This window comes from Nocardiopsis sp. NPDC006198 (assembly GCF_040613895.1).
GTDB lineage: Bacteria > Actinomycetota > Actinomycetes > Streptosporangiales > Streptosporangiaceae > Nocardiopsis > Nocardiopsis tropica.
Window position 1 is genome coordinate 45,652 of record NZ_JBEXSY010000017.1, and the last position, 14,930, is coordinate 60,581.

Consider the following 14,930-nt stretch of genomic DNA (forward strand, 5'->3'; position numbering starts at 1 on the left):
TCCGATTTCCGAGGACGTGTCGCGTTGGGCCGGGTGAGGGTGTTGCGTGCCGAAATTGTAACGTATAGTAGTCAAGTGAACACTCTGGGTTGTGTTTCTTCTGGCTAGGGGGCTCGAAGTGGACAGGGGACCGGTACGGGCCATGGCGGCCGCGGGGGCACTCGCCCTCGCCATGACACTTGTCGGCGCCGCGAGCGCGCCACCGGGGGAGGCCGCGGCCCCCGACCGCCGGTCCGTCCCGCCCGACACGCCGTCCGAGGACGCGGCGACGTTCCTCGGACTGCCCGCGGCGACGGAGTACCGCTGCACGGTGTCGGAGATCCTGGAGCCCTCCTGCGGGGTCTGGTGGGGGGCCAGCCCCTACGAGAACCGGGTGGAGCAGCTGGAGCAGGCCGCCGACCGCGACATGGACATCGTGTACACCTGGCGCGGCATCGACCAGGCGGACATCCCCGGACGGCGCGAGCGGAGCATGGCCGCCGAGGGCAAGTTCGTGCACACCAACATCGAGGCCCGCCGCTTCACCCGCCCGGGACACCCGGCCGTCTCCTACGCGTCGATCGCCGACGGCGAGTTCGACGAGCAGCTGCGGTCCCAGGCGCGCGGCATCGCCGAGCTGGGCGTGCCCTACTTCGTCACCTTCGACCACGAGGCCGACGCCAACAGGCGCTACAACAAGCGCGGCACGCCCGAGGAGTTCGTGGCCTCCTGGAGGCGCATCGTGGACCTCTACCGGGCCGAGGGCGCGGACAACGCCATCTGGGTGTGGAACGTGACCGGGTGGGAGGCCAACCTCGACCGCCTCCCCGGGCTCTGGCCGGGCAACGACTACGTCGACTGGATCAGCTGGGAGGCGTACAACATGTCCACCTGCGACGCCCAGCCGAACTGGACCGAGACCCACTCGTTCGAGGAGGCCCTGCGCCCCGCCTACGACTGGATCCAGACCGAGGGGCCCGCGCACGGCATCGACCCGGACAAGCCGGTGATGATCGGCGAGATGGGCACCACCGACATCGGGCCCCGCGAGACCCTGGAGTGGTACTCCGAGATCCCCGACGTCCTGCGCCGCTACGAGCGGGTGCGCGCGGTCAAGATGTGGGACAACGAGCTGACCCCGGGGTGCGACTTCCGCATCGGGGCCAACGAGTACGCCCAGCGGGGGTTCCAGCTGGCCGGACAGGACCCGTACGTGCGCCTGCCCGAGCGGGTGCGGCGCCTCGCGGAGGACGCCGCCCGGCGCGACTGAGGCGGGAGGCCCCGGGCGCCCCGCGGGGCGCCCGGGGCGCGCGGCACGGGAAACGGGGCGGGCGCGGGCGGTCCGCCGGGGGGAGGCGCCTCAGCCCCCGACGGGCCGGGCCATGGACCAGGTCCTCGGACCGCCGTCCGGCAGGTCGTACTCCGCGGTCACGGCGAACCCCAGGGACTCGTAGAGGCCGACGTTGCCGTACGCGGAGGTCTCCAGGAAGGCGGGGACCCCGGCCGCGTCGGCCTCGCGCAGCCCGGCGGCGACGACCGAGCGCCCCAGACCCCGCCCCTGCGAGCCCGGGTGGACGCCGACCGTGCCCAGGAACCACACGGGTTCCGCCGGGCGGTGGCGGCCCATCTCCTCCTCGGCCGCGGCGTAGGCCGCGGCCCGATCGCCCGCGAGCTCCACGAACGTGGGCAGCAGGCGCTCCATGACGGCCTCCGCGCCGCCGGAGTCCGGGGTCGTCCAGACCGCGACGGCGTCCAGGCCCTCGGACACCAGGACCCGGCCGTGCGGGAGGCCGATCTCGGCGAGGAAGAGCCGCTGGAACTCCCTCAGCCGGGCCGCGTGGTCGTCGGCGGAGATGGTGTGGCGTGTGAAGGGGTAGTCCGCGAAGGCCGCGGCGAGCGTGTCCGCCGCCCGCTCCACGTCCCCGACCGCAGCTTCCCTGACCATGTGCTCCCCCGTCTCGTCCGTGTCCCGGACGGGCCCGGGACACGGCATACGAGGTTACACACCCCTCCCGCGCAGGTGGAGCGCGCGCGTGATCCACCCGGGCGGCACACCGCACACCACCAGCAGCGCCAGGTAGGCGCGCCCCTCGGCCGCCCGGTGCCGGAGGGTGGCGCCGATCCACCCGAGCGCGGCCCCGCGCCGGCCCGCCGACGCCTCCGCGAACGCGATCTGCCCGGCGACGCGGGCGTAGCCGCGCGGCACCAGCCGGAACTCGGGGTAGCGCTCCAGCAGCCAGCGCAGCGCCTTGGAGATGGTCTGCCAGCGGCCGGCGAAGTGGGAGCGGCGGTGCCACAGGACCCGTACGCCGGGCTCGGGGATGTTGCGGATGGGCGCGCGCCTGGCCAGCCGCAGCAGCAGCTCGTAGTCCTCGCCGTAGCTGCCCGGGATCTCCTCGCTGACCGTCCCGCACCCGTCGAGCATGGCGCCGCGGCGGATCAGGAACGTGGACGGGTGCAGCTCCGTCAGCCGCGACGCGAGCAGGTCGCCGAAGGTGACGCTGGTGCGGTCCAGGCTCCGCTCCGCCTCGACCCGGTCGTAGACCACCCTGATGCCGCAGCACACCATCTCGGTCCCCGGCTCGGCGCGCATGACCTCCACCTGGGCCCGGAGCTTGCCCGGCATCCAGGTGTCGTCGTCGTCGCAGAAGGCGACCAGCTCGGTGTCGGCCGCGAGCACGCCGGTGTTGCGGGCCCCGGCCAGGCCGGGGGTGAGGGTGTTGGTGACCACGCGCACGGGGCGCTCGCCGTCGGCGCGGGCCAGGGCGGGGTCGGGCTGGTCGTTGTCGAAGACCACGATCGTGGTGATGCGGCCCGGGTACTCCTGCTCCTCGACCGCGCGCAGGGTGCGGCGCAGCAGCTCGGGGCGGTCCCGGGTGGGCACCACCACGGTCACCTCGGGCCAGGCGCCGGCGGGCCGCACGGCGGGTTCCGGTGCGCCGGGGCCGGCGCAGGTGTCCGTCAGCAGGTCGATCAGCTCCCCCGCGCGCAGCGCCGCCCGCTCCGGGCCCCCGTCGGCGGAGGGGCGGACGCGGAACGCCTCCGGCGAGGCGAGGGCCTCGTCGATGAGCGCGGACAGCTGCTGGGGGCTGGAGCAGGCGCGGACCCGGCCCGCCTGCTCCAGACGGCGGACGAAGAGGAGCTGGTGGTCGTCCACGTGCTCGCCCAGCTCGGGGTCGCGGGCGACGACGACGGGCAGGTGCCCGGCCCGGCGCGCCTGGACGATGGTCCCCGGACCGCCGTGGGTGACGACCACCTGCGCCTCCCGCATGCGGGCGCCGAGTTCGTCGCCGGGAAGGAAGGGCGTGCCCGCGGCGACCTCCGGCGCGGTGCTGTGACCGTGCTGCACCAGGATGCTCAGGTCCCGGTGGCGGCGGGCGTAGTCGTCGGTCCACCGGACCAGGCGGTCGAAGGCGTGGTGGTCGGTGCCGATGCTGACGACCACGTCGGGGTGGTCGCCGGCCTCGGGCCTCTGGGTCGGACGGGTGGTCTGTTCTGTCACAGGAGCGGTCCTACCGTGATGGCGGTCGGCATGAAGGTCCGCTGCTCCTCCCACTGGGTGAGGAACAGGCGTGTGAAGGGCCGGCACAGGCGCGCGGTGAGGGTCGGCGTGTCGATGCGGTCGTAGACCTCGATGTAGACGGTCGGGATCCGCAGCAGCCAGGCCAGGGCGAAGAACGGCAGGGCCACCCCGGCGCCGGTCGTGACGACGGCGGAGGGGCGCCGCTCGCGCAGGACCCTGAGGGCCAGCCACGTGTTGCGCAGCAGGTTGCCGACGTCGCGCGTGGTGGGGTGGAAGGCCCAGTGCACCCGCTCGCCGTCGAGGGCGGCTTCGGCGTCGGGGGTCCGGAAGGTCACCCACACGCGCTCGCGCCCCTGCCACCAGGGGCGGAGCGAGCACAGCTGGGTGAGGTGACCACCGCTGGAGGCCACCAGGAGAACCGGGGATGCAGACATGTTGTCATCATTCCATAACTGAGAGTAGTCATACGGATGGTCGGCGCCCCGTGCCGCGCGGGTCGCCGCGGCGCCCGGAGACGATCGGGCGCCGCGGCGCGGCCACACGGCACGCGGTCCGGGAAGGGCGGCTCCGGGGCAGGGCGCGCGGACCCCGGGGCCCGCGCCCGAGCCGTCCGCGGCCCGAGGGCGGGGGAGACGCACGAACCGCCCGCGACCGGGGCCGGCGGCGCGGTTCATCCGCGCGGGCGCAGGCCGAGAAGCCCCCTCAGCGACCACACCGTCGCCGCGTGGCCCAGGACGCCCGCGGTCAGGGCCGCTGCCGCCGCGAATCCGCCGCCGACCACCGCGTCCGCCAGCAGGGGCAGGGCGCCGAACCACAGCACGGCGCTGAGCGCGGCGGCCGCCACCGGCCGGCCGAACGGGTGCAGCACCACCTGTGACCGCAGCTGCCACAGCGGGAGCGCCTTGCGGACCAGGACCGCCGCGACCAGGGCCACGGCCGCCCCCGTGGCCCCCGCCCACGGCACGAGCGCCACGCACACGGCCACGTTCGCGGCCAGCGACAGCATGTTGTTCAGGAGGTTCAGCCCGGTGCGTCCCGTCATCGTCAGGATCAGGTCGCCCATGCCCAGCACGGACCCCATCAGCTGCCCCGCGCACACCACGACCAGCGCCGTCGCCCCTTCCGCGTAGCCCGGTCCGAAGAGCCGCATCACCTCCGGGGCGAACACCAGCACCGACAGGTACAGCGGCCCTGTCACACACAGCAGCCACGCGGTCCCCGCCCGGTACAGGGACCTGATCCCCTCGTGGTCCCCCGTCGCCACCTGCTCGGCGAACCTCGGCTGGGCGGCGAACAGCACCGCCTGCGTGCCGAACTGGCCGACCACCATGACCCGGGTGGCGGCCGTGAACACCGCCGCGCCGGCCAGGCCGCTCAGGAGGGCGACCAGCACCACGCCGCCGCGCTGCACCCCCATCTGGGCGAGCCCGCCCAGCGCGCGGGGGAGCGCGAACGTCCAGAACTCCCGGGCGGAGACCGGCTCGGCCCCGGCGGCTTCAGGGGCCCCGGCGCCCCCCGCCGGGGCGGGCTCCTCGCGAGCCCGGTCCCCCCGGTCCGCGCCCGCTCCCGGCCCGTGCCCCGGGCTCGCCCCGGGCCGCGCACCCCGCAGGATCCGCCCGAGCCAGAACCACGCCAGCGCCGCGGCGGGCAGGTACGGCCCCGCCCAGGCCAGCGCCAGCAGCCCGGCCGATCCCGTGACCGCGATCCCCGCCACGAGCCCCAGCTGTGCCAGCGGGCGCCCCACCCGGTCCACCAGCACGGTGCCGGCCATGTCGTGGTGCGCGCGCGCCGCCGCCAGCGCGGAGTCGGTGAGCACCGCGAACGGCAGGAACACCGCCAGCAGGCGGAGGTAGGCCGCGGCCTCCCCGCTCCCCAGGGCGCCGGCCATCGGCTCGGCGAACACCAGCAGCGCTCCCGCCAGGACGCACGCGGCGCCGACGGCGGGCCCCATGGCCAGCCGCAGCAGACGGGGCACGCCCCCGGGCCGGCCGAACACGCGCATCCTGGCGATGAAGTACACGAGCCCGTCCGGTGCGCCCAGGTTCGCCACGACCGCCGCGATCAGGAACACCGACGTCGCCGAGAACAGCAGGCCCGCCGTCTCCTGCGAGAACGCCCTGGTGATGGCCACGATCAGGAGGAGGTTCAGCCCGGCCCCGACCACGGCCCCCGCCATGTTGACGACGCCGCCGCGCAGGACGGGGCGCAGGCCCGCCCCCGGCCCGGCCGTCCCGCCCGCGTCCCGCCGGTCCGCGGTGTCGGTCACGCGCGCCACGAGGGTGTGCGCCCCCACCAGGCCGCCAGGCGGGCGTCGCTCTCGGCGAACCGCTCCGTCAGCTCCGCCCGCAGCCCCTCCGGCATCCCCGCGCGCTCGCGCGCGTTGTGCCGCCCCGGGGCCTCCCCCGGACCGGGGGGCAGCCCCAGGAACCGCTCGATCCCGGCCAGCGCACGCGCCGTCCCGTCGAAGAGGTCGGCGTGGTCCACCACGTGGATCCGGTCGCGCCCCAGGTGCCGCTCCATCCTGAGCAGCTGGTCCGCGTAGTGCCCGCGCGCCACGTACCCGTGGTGCTGGTGGGCGTGCGAGCGGTACCCCGGATCCCCGGCGAGGCGCTCCTCCTCGCCGGAGAGCCGCTTGGCCTCCAGTTCCACGGCGAGGGCGAAGGGCTCGGTCTCGAACCCGCGCGCCGACTCGTGAGCGTGCGCCGAGTACGCCCGTTCCACCGGGTCGCGCAGGATCACGACCACCCGCACCTCGGGCAGGGTCCGGGCGATGCGCTCGGCGGCCAGGGGGTGGAACAGGTAGTACGGGCTGGACTCGAACACCCTCACCCCGGGCCGCCCCCGGCGTGCCCGCAGGGTCGCGCGCAGGGGGAAGTGGGACCGGTACCAGTCCAGGCCGCGGCCGTACCCGGTGTCGAAGTAGTGGACGCCCTTGCGCAGGGTCGGGCCGGTCACGGCCGGGTGCCGGCCCAGGGCCTTGAACAGCGACGTGGTGCCCGCGCGCTGGGCGCCGCAGATCAGGAAATCGGGAACGGCGCGGGCGGAGCTGGTCATCCCGCCCAGGCCGTCGGCCAGGGGCAGGAGGGCCCGCCGGGCAGGAGCTGCCAGGCGGTGGAGCAGTGCGGGGGAGGTGTTCCGCGGCATCGGGTGGTCCCTCTCTGGTCTGCGGACGTGGTGTCCGCCGGCGCCCGGCGGGCGGTTCCGGCGGCAGGCGCCGCGGACGTGCGCCGGTGCGGGCGCCGGCGGCCGTCGCGGCCCGGTGTCGGTGGCGTGTCGGCGGCGCGGTCCCCTCACCGCGCCGCCGCGGGGACGCGGGTCCCGGGTCAGGCGGGACCGGCGGCCTCGTGGGCGGCTCTCTCCTGGAGCCCTTCCAGCGCGGGGAGCAGCCAGTCGTCCACGGCCGCGAGGCGGCCGCCGCTCTCGGCCTGCCGGTCGTGCAGGTAGCGCGTGGCCAGGTCGATCAGGTACAGCGCCATGACGGTGGACACGGTGTGCGGGCGCAGCCCGGTCCCGGACATGAGCGGGTCGCGCAGCAGCCGCGAGCCGCTGTCCAGCCACCGGTGCACGCCGGGGTGGACCCCGGCCTGCACGCACTCGTTGAGGTCGTAGTGCAGGGCGTCGAAGCCCGCCGGGGCGTCCAGGCAGAGCCGCTCCCAGTCCCACACGAACGCGCGCCGCGCCGTGCTGGCGATGTTCCACCGGGTGAGGTCGCCGTGCCAGGCCCCGAACGGCACGCGCACGTCCGGCAGCCGCCGCAGGGCGGCGCGCAGCGGCGCGGCCTCGGGCCGGGCGCCCAGCGCCACGATCCGCTCCTCCAGCGAGTGCCGGTAGGGGCTGGTGGAGAGCCTCAGCTCCCGCACGCCCGCCACCGCGGTGATCTGCGTGACACAGCGCAGCAGCTGGCGGCGGGTGGGCCGGTCCGTCTGCTCCCCGACCGGCAGGGCCTCCTGCACCAGCAGCGGGTGGCCGTTCCACTCCCCCTCGTACAGCAGGCGCGGCACGGTCACGTCCCTCAGGGGGGACCCGGCGAGGTGCCGCAGGGCCCGCGTCTCGGCGCGCACCAGGCGCGAGGTCAGGTCGTTGACGGCGACCTTCGCGTAGCCGATGGTCCGTCCGCCCGGTGTGAGCAGGAGCAGGACGGGTTTGCGGTTGGCCCTGGGCGGACCGACGTGGATCGCGATGGACAGGTCGCGGTCGAGGGCGGCGGTGAGCGCGTGCTCGATCCCGGGGCCCGCGCCCACGTACAGGCGGTCGCGGAGGAGGAGCGGGGCCATCCCGGTGGCGAACGCCCCCGTCAGCAGCAGCGTGCGCGCCCTCTCCCGCAGCGAGTGCCCCTGCGCGAAGGACGTGATGCCGCGGGTGGCGGCCGAGCGGTTGTACGCGGGCAGGATGACCCGGGGGTTGTGGGCGCTGGGCACCGGCAGGTACTGGTTGCCGCGGTCGCGGCGGACCCGGCGCCGCATGCCCCTGTCCCCGGGCCCGAGCAGCCCCCCGCACGGCCACAGCACCGCGGCGAGGTCGGTCAGATAGGTCGTCTCGCTGTTCAACGCAGACCTCCGCGTGTGCGCGCGGCCCCGCGCCGCCGGAGTCCGGGCTCGCCGTCCCGCCACAGCAGGGCGACGGCGACCATGGTGACCGCCAGCGGGGACATCAGCGCGACGTAGAAGAACATGTACCAGAACAGCAGCAGCACGGTCAGCAGCGCGCCCTGTCCCACCGGTGAGGCCGTCGACCTGTAGCGCCACGCGACCAACGCGAAGAACCCGGTGGAGAGGGCGGCGCCCACCCAGCCGGTCGTGATGAGGGTCATCCAGAGCTGCCCGGCGTTGCCGATGACGTGCTGGCCGCAGCCGGGGCACTCCGACGTGGGGCCGACCGCGATCGAGTCCGGGCTGCCCTGGGACTCCCTCGTGGTGCCCCACCCCATGACGGGCGACAGGTCGGCCGCCTCCACGGCCGCGGCGTTGGTGGCGGCCCGGCCGTCGTCGCTGTGCGGGGTGTCGGCGCGCGCCCTGACCACGTCCGCGAGCGGCGACGCCGCCAGGACCAGCAGCGCGGCGACGGCGGCTGCCGCGCAGGTCCCCACGAGCACCACCCGGCCCCGGCGCAGCGCGAGCGCGGCGCCGTAGGCGAGGGAGAGCGCCAGGCCCGCCCACAGCGCCCGGTTGAGCGAGTACACGGCGGGGACCACCGCCAGGGCGGCGGCCGCCGATGCGCCCCAGCGGATCCAGCCGGTCCCCTGGACCACCCAGCCCACCACCAGCCACACCAGCAGCAGGGAGAGCATGTACCCCCAGATGTTGGTGTACTCCCAAGGGGCCTTGGGGCGGGCCGAGTCGTATCCGAAGATGTCCATGACCTGTGCGGACGCGGGATGGACGAGGGCCTGCATGTACGCGTCGGAGGCCAGCCCCGGCGGCAGCAGGTACTCCAGCGGCGCGGTGAACTCGAACCGGGGCGCCGCCATCCCCAGGTAGCCGCCGGCGATCGTGGCCAGGCAGAGCACCGACAGCGCCGACACGACGGCCCGCGCGGGCAGCTCCCGTTCGGTCAGGTTGCCGACGTAGAGCAGCAGCACGGTCAGCACGAGGTAGTTGACCACCCTCAGGAGGGCGCCGCCGTAGCCCCCGCCGCCCGGGACCGTGCCGGGCATGTCCAGCGGGACGAGGAGCAGGCCGAGCAGCGACCACACCAGGAACAGGGCCCAGAGCCAGAACCCCGGCGGGACCCGCAGGCCCGCCGTCCGGTGGCGGCGGACGAGCTCGGCGGCCATCGGCACCGCGAAGAGCCAGTACGCGAACTGCCCCATTCCCAGCGCCCACCAGAGCGGGTACCCGGCCAGCAGCCAGACCACGGGGCGCCCGGCGGCGCCGGGGGCGTCCGCGCCGGGCAGGGGACCGGGCACGGACGCCCGGGCGGGACCCGGTACCGTCCAGGGGCCCATGGGAACGGTCGCGGACGCCCGGGGGCCGCGGGCGGACGAGTCTCTTGCCATCAGCGCCGGGCTCCGGAGGCGGACGTGTCGACGGACGCGGGACCGCCGTCCCCCGGGGCCCCTGCGTTCTGCGGGTCCCCCGCGTCCACCGGGTTCTCGGCGTTTCCCGGGCCCTCTGCGCTCTCCGGGTTCTCGGCGGACCCGCCGGGGACCCCGGCCACCGGGGAGGCCGGGTCGGTCTCCGCCGTCTCGGCGGTGTACGCGGTCTCCCAGGCCTCTGCGGTGTAGGAGCTCTCCCATGCCTCCGTGGTGTACGGGGCGTCCCACGCCTCGGCGGTGTACGCGAACTTCACGGCCGCCGCGGCCTCGGCGGTGTCCGCGGGGACCACGACGTCCGGTTCGGTGCCCTCGCCGCCCGGAGGGACCGCGGTCTCCGGCCCGGTGTCCCCGGTGTCCGGGTTCCCGGGTTCGGGGTCCGCCTCCTCCGGTTCGGAGGAGGCGGGGGCCGGCCCGTCCTCCGAGGGCGCGGGCCCCGCCGAGGCGACCGGGGCGGGCCCGGCCTGCGGCTGGGCCGGCAGCACCGCGGTGCCCGGGACGGGCACCCCGAACCGGTCCGCGAGGGTGAGCAGGCCGACCAGGTCCGCGCGCCGGGTCCGGTCCAGTTCGACCACAGGCAGGAGCAGGTGGGCCGCCCCGGCCAGGGCGTGCGCGTCGGCGCGCTCGCCCACCGCCGCGACGGACACGACCACGTAGTCGGCGTTCGTGCGCAGCAGCCGCACCAGTTCCGTCATGGCCGTCCCCTGCACCGGCGCGGTCAGTCCCGGGCTCCCGTGGCGCAGGACGCGCAGGCGGGGCACCGCGTCGGGGCGCACCTCCAGGTCCCCGGGGTCCTCGCCCTCCAGCAGGGCCTCGGCCAGGCCGGGCCCCTCCGGCAGGCCGAGCAGTTCGCCGACGGTGTCCGTCCTCGGGTCCGAGCAGACCAGCAGCGTCTCCGAACCGGTGCGGGCCAGGGCCGCGGCCAGGTTGACGGCCGTCGCCGCGCCCGCCCGGCCCGGTGTGCCCGCGGCGACGAGGATGACACGGCCGGGCCCGTCGTCGGCGGTCCCGGCCCGCTCGGGGAGCCCGGCGCCGCTGGACTCCCCGTTCGGGCCGGCCGCGGGGACGGCGAGGCGGGCGCGCACCAGGTGCGCGAACTCGTTGACCCGCTGGCCGCCGCCCTCCTCGCCCAGCAGGCCGGGGGAGCGGTCGGACGGGGACCGGGACGAACGGGCGGACAGGTCGAGCAGGACCGGCAGCCGCCCGACGCGGGCGGTTTCCTCGGTGTCGCGCAGAAGCGGGTCGAGGCGGTCCCGGGCCACGGCCGCGAGCAGGCCCGCGACGAGCCCGAGGGCCGCGCCGCCGACCAGCCACAGCGCGGGGACGGGGCTGCTCGCACTCTCCGGGAGCCCGGCCGGGGTGATCACGGAGCCGGGGCTGACCGTCTCACGGAGGGCGCTGAGCGGGCTGATCCCGTTGCCGAGGTCGGTGATCTCCTGGCGCAGCGCGTCGGCCCGGGCCGTGGCCTGCGGGGAGGCCGTACCGTCCCCGGCCGCCTCGGCGAGGGCCTCGTAGCGGTTCTCCTGCTCCGCCCGCAGTGCTTCCAACCGGCTGTCGATCAGGTCGTCGACCCGGGCCCGGCGCAGGGCGAGGTAGGCGTCGGCATAGGCCTCCGCGCCCGCCCGGGCGGCCTCGGGGCTCCCCGCCGAGTAGTGGATCTCCAGGACGTTGCTGTTGGGGGGCACGCTGACCTCGACGCGCTCGCGCAGTTCGGCCGTGGTCGGCGCCGGACCGGATCCGGTCCCGGCCAGGGTCCGGGCGACGACGGCCGACACCTGGTCCGACACCAGGACCTGTGCCTCGGTGTCGAGGTTGACGTCCCCGGCGAGGCGCCCGGACTGCTCTCCGGTGAACCGCTCCAGCCCGGTGGGCCGGACCTGCACCGACGTGGCGGAGGTGTAGACGGAGGGCAGGGCGAGGACCGCGGCGGTGGCGAGGACCAGCCCGCCGACCACCCCGGCGCAGACCGGCCGCCAGCGGCGGCGCAGCAGCGCCGTGTACTCCCTGAGTTCCGGTCCGGACGATCCGGGGACGTCGCTGTCCATCGAGTCCTCTCGCGCAGGCGTGGTCAACACTTTTAGTGAACGATTGCATACTAAGTGTAGTCCCTTTGGGGGTGGCAGACACTGGGGAAAACAGTCGATTCACCGGGGCGGCGGCCGGAAAAGCCCGGCCCGCGTGCGGGAGGGGTCTGCGGGTGTCCGAGGGGGCGGCCGGGCGGCTTCCGCCGCCCCCTCACACAGGGTCATCGGGTGGGGACCCCGTACCACGAAGGGGAGGGGGCGTGCGGCGGCCGCGGGCCGCCCGGCGGCCCGGCGGAGGGGGGACGCGCGGGTCCCGCGCCGGGGGCGCGGCCGGCGGATCGGCCGCGGCGGGAGGGGCGGCCGGAAGGGGCCGTCAGGCCGCGACCACCGTGGGCGGCAGGCCCGTGGACGACTCCCACGCCTCGTCGCACACCTTCTGGCTCGTCACCGTGTGCGCGCGGGCCGAGCAGTCGCGGAACTCCGTCACCTGGTCGCGGTACACCACGAAGACCGAGGTCAGGGCCAGCGACACCACGACGCCGAGCACTCCCACGACCACGCTCAGCAGGGCTCCCGGGGCCTGGGTGCGGTTCCGTCTCGCCGCTCTCCGCGCCCGGAAACCCTGCACGACGCCGAACACGGACAGCACGGCCCCGTAGGGAGGGAGCAGCAGGCCGGCCGCTCCGAAGAACAGACCCCACAGGCCGCCTCGTTCGACTCTGGGAGGCTGCCCCTCGGTTCGCGGTTCCGGGCTGTTGTCGGTCAAGGTTCTCTCCTTACGGACGCCCCGCCGGGGCGTGGTGGGCCGCTCACGCCTGGGCGGAGCATGCCGGGTCTCGGTGGTCCCGGGGCTGGTCCGGGAGCCGTGGCGGCCCCCGTCACAGTGGCGCCAACGCCGACTCCCCGTGGGTAGACGCTACCCGGCCCGATAGGGTGGGAACGCGGACGGGCCGAGCGGGCCCGGCCGTCACCCGCGACCGCCCTTGGAGGCTGCTCCTCGGGGTGCGGGTGGGGCGCCCCCACACGACGCGGGGCCCGGCCCCGGGTTCCGTGCGGGGCGTACGCGACATCCGGATGCTGCGCCGTCCCCCGGCGCCCCCGGAGCCGGGAGACCGCTCCCGCACCGTTCTCTACACACTGGGAGAAGCATTTGTCCGCGCGAGTTGTGGTCCTCATATCGGGCACGGGCAGCAACATGGCCGCCCTGCTGGAGGCGGCCGAGGACCCCGGCTACGGGGCGACCGTCGTCGCCGTCGGCGCCGACCGCAGAGGTACCCGCGGCATCGAGCTCGCCGAGAGGGCCGGGGTGCCGACCTTCGTCGCCCACTTCCGCGACTACGGCGACCGCGCCCTGTGGAACGCCGCCATGGCCGAGCACATCAGCGGGTACGAGCCCGACCTGGTCGTCTCCGCCGGGTTCATGAGGATCCTCGGGCCCGCCGTCGTCGGCAGCCACCCCGCGGTCAACATCCACCCGGCGCTCCTCCCCTCCTTCCCCGGCGCGCACGCGGTGCGTGACGCGCTCGCCCACGGTGTCCGCATCACCGGCACCACCATCCACTTCCTCGACGAGGGCGTCGACTCCGGGCCGATCATCGACCAGGTCGCGGTCCCCGTCCAGGACGACGACGACGAGGCCAGCCTCCACGAGCGCATCAAGGCCGTGGAGCGGCGGATGCTGGTCGACACGGTCGGCCGGCTCGCCCGCGAGGGCTGGACCGTCGACGGCAGGCACGTGCGGTTCGGCCGCACCGAGCAGAGCGTCGCCGACGCGACCGACACGAAGGAGAACCGGTGAGCCAGCAGGCCATCAGGCGTGCGTTGATCAGCGTGTACGACAAGACCGGGCTGGAGGAGCTGGGCTTCGGCCTGACCGAGGCCGGGGTGGAGATCGTCTCCACCGGCTCCACGGCCGCACGGCTGCGCGACGCCGACATCCCCGTCACCTCCGTGGAGGACGTCACCGGCTTCCCCGAGATCATGGAGGGCCGGGTCAAGACCCTCCACCCCTCCGTGCACGCGGGCCTCCTCGCGGACCAGAACAACCCCGAGCACGTCGCCAGGATCAAGGAGCTGGGCATCGCCCCCTTCGACCTGGTCGTGGTCAACCTCTACCCCTTCCGGGACACCGTCGCCTCGGGCGCCTCCGACGCCGAGTGCATCGAGAAGATCGACATCGGCGGCCCCGCCATGGTGCGCGCCTCCGCCAAGAACCACGCGAGCGTCGCGGTCGTGGTCGACCCCGCGGCCTACGACTCCGTCCTGGAGGCGGTGCGCGACGGCGGGTTCACCCCGGAGCAGCGCAAGCGCCTGGCCGGACTCGCCTTCCGGCACACCGCCACCTACGACGCGGCGGTCGCGGGGTGGTTCTCCGCCGCCTACGCCCCCGACGAGGAGGCCGCCGGGTCCGGCTGGCCGGACTTCACCGGCGTCGGCTACCGGCGCCGGGACGTGCTCAGGTACGGCGAGAACCCGCACCAGCAGGCGGCCCTCTACACGGTCGAGGGGGAGCCCGCCACCGGGCTGGCCGGCGCCGAGCAGCTGCACGGCAAGGCCATGTCGTACAACAACTACGTGGACGCCGACGCCGCGCTGCGCGCCGCCCACGACTTCGACGAGCCGTGCGTGGCGATCATCAAGCACGCCAACCCCTGCGGCATCGCGGTCGGCTCCGACAACGCCGAGGCCCACCTCAAGGCCCACGCCGGCGACCCCGTGTCGGCGTACGGCGGCGTCATCGCCACCAACCGCCCCGTCGGCGCGGAGCTCGCCGGACAGATCGCCGAGATCTTCACCGAGGTCGTCGTCGCCCCGGCCTTCGAGCCCGAGGCACTCCAGGTCCTCACCCGCAAGAAGAACATCCGGCTGCTCGTCGCCGACGGGAGCGGGTTCCGGTCCGGGGTCGAGAACCGCCAGATCAGCGGCGGCCTGCTGGTGCAGTACCGGGACATGATCGACGCCCCCGGCGACGACCCCTCCTCGTGGACGCTGGCCAGCGGAGAGGCCGCCGACGAGGCGACCCTCGCGGACCTGGTGTTCGCCTGGAGGGCGGTGCGCTCGGTCAAGTCCAACGCCATCCTGCTCGCCTCCGGCGGCGCGACCGTCGGCGTCGGCATGGGCCAGGTCAACCGGGTGGACTCCGCCGGGCTGGCCGTCTCCCGCGCGGGCGACCGGGCGAGCGGCTCGGTGGGCGCGAGCGACGCGTTCTTCCCGTTCGCGGACGGTCTCCAGATCCTCCTCGACGCCGGTGTCAGGGCGGTGGTCCAGCCCGGCGGCTCCGTCCGCGACGAGGAGGTCGTCGCCGCCGCGAAGGCCGCCGGGGTGACCATGTACTTCACCGGCACCCGCCACTTCTTCCACTGATTCGGCTTCA

12 protein-coding genes are annotated in these 14,930 nt (G+C 75.1%); 3 read left to right on the plus strand and 9 right to left on the minus strand.

Translation table 11 applies throughout. The features are described from left to right. The first annotated feature begins 142 nt into the window (after positions 1-142). Positions 143-1,249 carry a glycosyl hydrolase family 26 gene (locus tag ABZ234_RS14135; protein ID WP_355012326.1) on the plus strand — a complete coding sequence of 369 codons (1,107 nt, stop codon included), beginning with the start codon at positions 143-145 and terminating at the stop codon, positions 1,247-1,249. A 90-nt stretch (positions 1,250-1,339) separates the two neighbouring features. Here the strand turns inward: ABZ234_RS14135 and ABZ234_RS14140 are convergent, their stop codons facing one another. From ABZ234_RS14140 to ABZ234_RS14180, 9 genes are all read right to left on the minus strand, one after another. Then, the gene (locus tag ABZ234_RS14140; protein ID WP_267948126.1) at positions 1,340-1,924 is read right to left on the minus strand and encodes a GNAT family N-acetyltransferase; all 585 of its coding nucleotides are present in this window, start codon (positions 1,922-1,924) and stop codon (positions 1,340-1,342) included. A 54-nt stretch (positions 1,925-1,978) separates the two neighbouring features. Beyond that, entirely contained in the window at positions 1,979-3,481 is a 1,503-nt protein-coding gene (locus ABZ234_RS14145) for a glycosyltransferase (RefSeq protein ID WP_355012280.1), read from the minus strand. Beyond that, entirely contained in the window at positions 3,478-3,936 is a 459-nt protein-coding gene (locus tag ABZ234_RS14150; protein WP_355012281.1) for a UDP-N-acetylglucosamine--LPS N-acetylglucosamine transferase, read from the minus strand. The genes ABZ234_RS14145 and ABZ234_RS14150 overlap by 4 nt, the downstream gene beginning before the upstream one ends. Positions 3,937-4,172: 236 nt before the next feature. Next, positions 4,173-5,768, minus strand: a complete 1,596-nt coding sequence (locus tag ABZ234_RS14155) for a polysaccharide biosynthesis C-terminal domain-containing protein (RefSeq protein WP_355012282.1) — start codon at positions 5,766-5,768, stop codon at positions 4,173-4,175. Then, positions 5,765-6,646, minus strand: a complete 882-nt coding sequence (locus ABZ234_RS14160) for a sulfotransferase domain-containing protein (protein WP_267948130.1) — start codon at positions 6,644-6,646, stop codon at positions 5,765-5,767. The genes ABZ234_RS14155 and ABZ234_RS14160 overlap by 4 nt, the downstream gene beginning before the upstream one ends. Before the next feature lie 179 nt (positions 6,647-6,825). Continuing rightward, entirely contained in the window at positions 6,826-8,049 is a 1,224-nt protein-coding gene (locus ABZ234_RS14165) for an aminoglycoside phosphotransferase (protein WP_330157598.1), read from the minus strand. Next, complete coding sequence (locus ABZ234_RS14170; RefSeq protein WP_355012283.1) at positions 8,046-9,497, minus strand: ligase; 1,452 nt, start codon at positions 9,495-9,497, stop codon at positions 8,046-8,048. Before ABZ234_RS14170 ends, ABZ234_RS14165 begins: the two co-directional genes overlap by 4 nt. Beyond that, positions 9,497-11,578 carry a lipopolysaccharide biosynthesis protein gene (locus tag ABZ234_RS14175; RefSeq protein WP_355012284.1) on the minus strand — a complete coding sequence of 694 codons (2,082 nt, stop codon included), beginning with the start codon at positions 11,576-11,578 and terminating at the stop codon, positions 9,497-9,499. The genes ABZ234_RS14170 and ABZ234_RS14175 overlap by 1 nt, the downstream gene beginning before the upstream one ends. A 352-nt stretch (positions 11,579-11,930) precedes the next feature. Continuing rightward, complete coding sequence (locus tag ABZ234_RS14180) at positions 11,931-12,323, minus strand: DUF4190 domain-containing protein (protein ID WP_267948134.1); 393 nt, start codon at positions 12,321-12,323, stop codon at positions 11,931-11,933. 384 nt (positions 12,324-12,707) lie between these two features. Between ABZ234_RS14180 and purN the strand changes: the two genes are divergently transcribed. Both purN and purH read left to right on the plus strand, forming a co-directional pair. After that, positions 12,708-13,355: a phosphoribosylglycinamide formyltransferase gene (gene purN, locus ABZ234_RS14185; RefSeq protein WP_267948135.1), complete on the plus strand. Its 648-nt coding sequence runs from the start codon at positions 12,708-12,710 to the stop codon at positions 13,353-13,355. Then, complete coding sequence (purH, locus tag ABZ234_RS14190) at positions 13,352-14,920, plus strand: bifunctional phosphoribosylaminoimidazolecarboxamide formyltransferase/IMP cyclohydrolase (RefSeq protein WP_355012285.1); 1,569 nt, start codon at positions 13,352-13,354, stop codon at positions 14,918-14,920. Before purN ends, purH begins: the two co-directional genes overlap by 4 nt. Positions 14,921-14,930: the final 10 nt, after the last annotated feature.

What these genes read in the sequence shown, in the direction of transcription:
- ABZ234_RS14135 (WP_355012326.1), top strand. Translation starts at nt 143, where the DNA reads ATGGCGGCCGCGGGGGCACTCGCCCTCGCCATGACACTTGTCGGCGCC.
- ABZ234_RS14140 (WP_267948126.1), bottom strand. Translation starts at nt 1,924, where the DNA reads ATGGTCAGGGAAGCTGCGGTCGGGGACGTGGAGCGGGCGGCGGACACG.
- ABZ234_RS14150 (WP_355012281.1), bottom strand. Translation starts at nt 3,936, where the DNA reads ATGTCTGCATCCCCGGTTCTCCTGGTGGCCTCCAGCGGTGGTCACCTC.
- ABZ234_RS14160 (WP_267948130.1), bottom strand. Translation starts at nt 6,646, where the DNA reads ATGCCGCGGAACACCTCCCCCGCACTGCTCCACCGCCTGGCAGCTCCT.
- ABZ234_RS14170 (WP_355012283.1), bottom strand. Translation starts at nt 9,497, where the DNA reads ATGGCAAGAGACTCGTCCGCCCGCGGCCCCCGGGCGTCCGCGACCGTT.
- ABZ234_RS14175 (WP_355012284.1), bottom strand. Translation starts at nt 11,578, where the DNA reads ATGGACAGCGACGTCCCCGGATCGTCCGGACCGGAACTCAGGGAGTAC.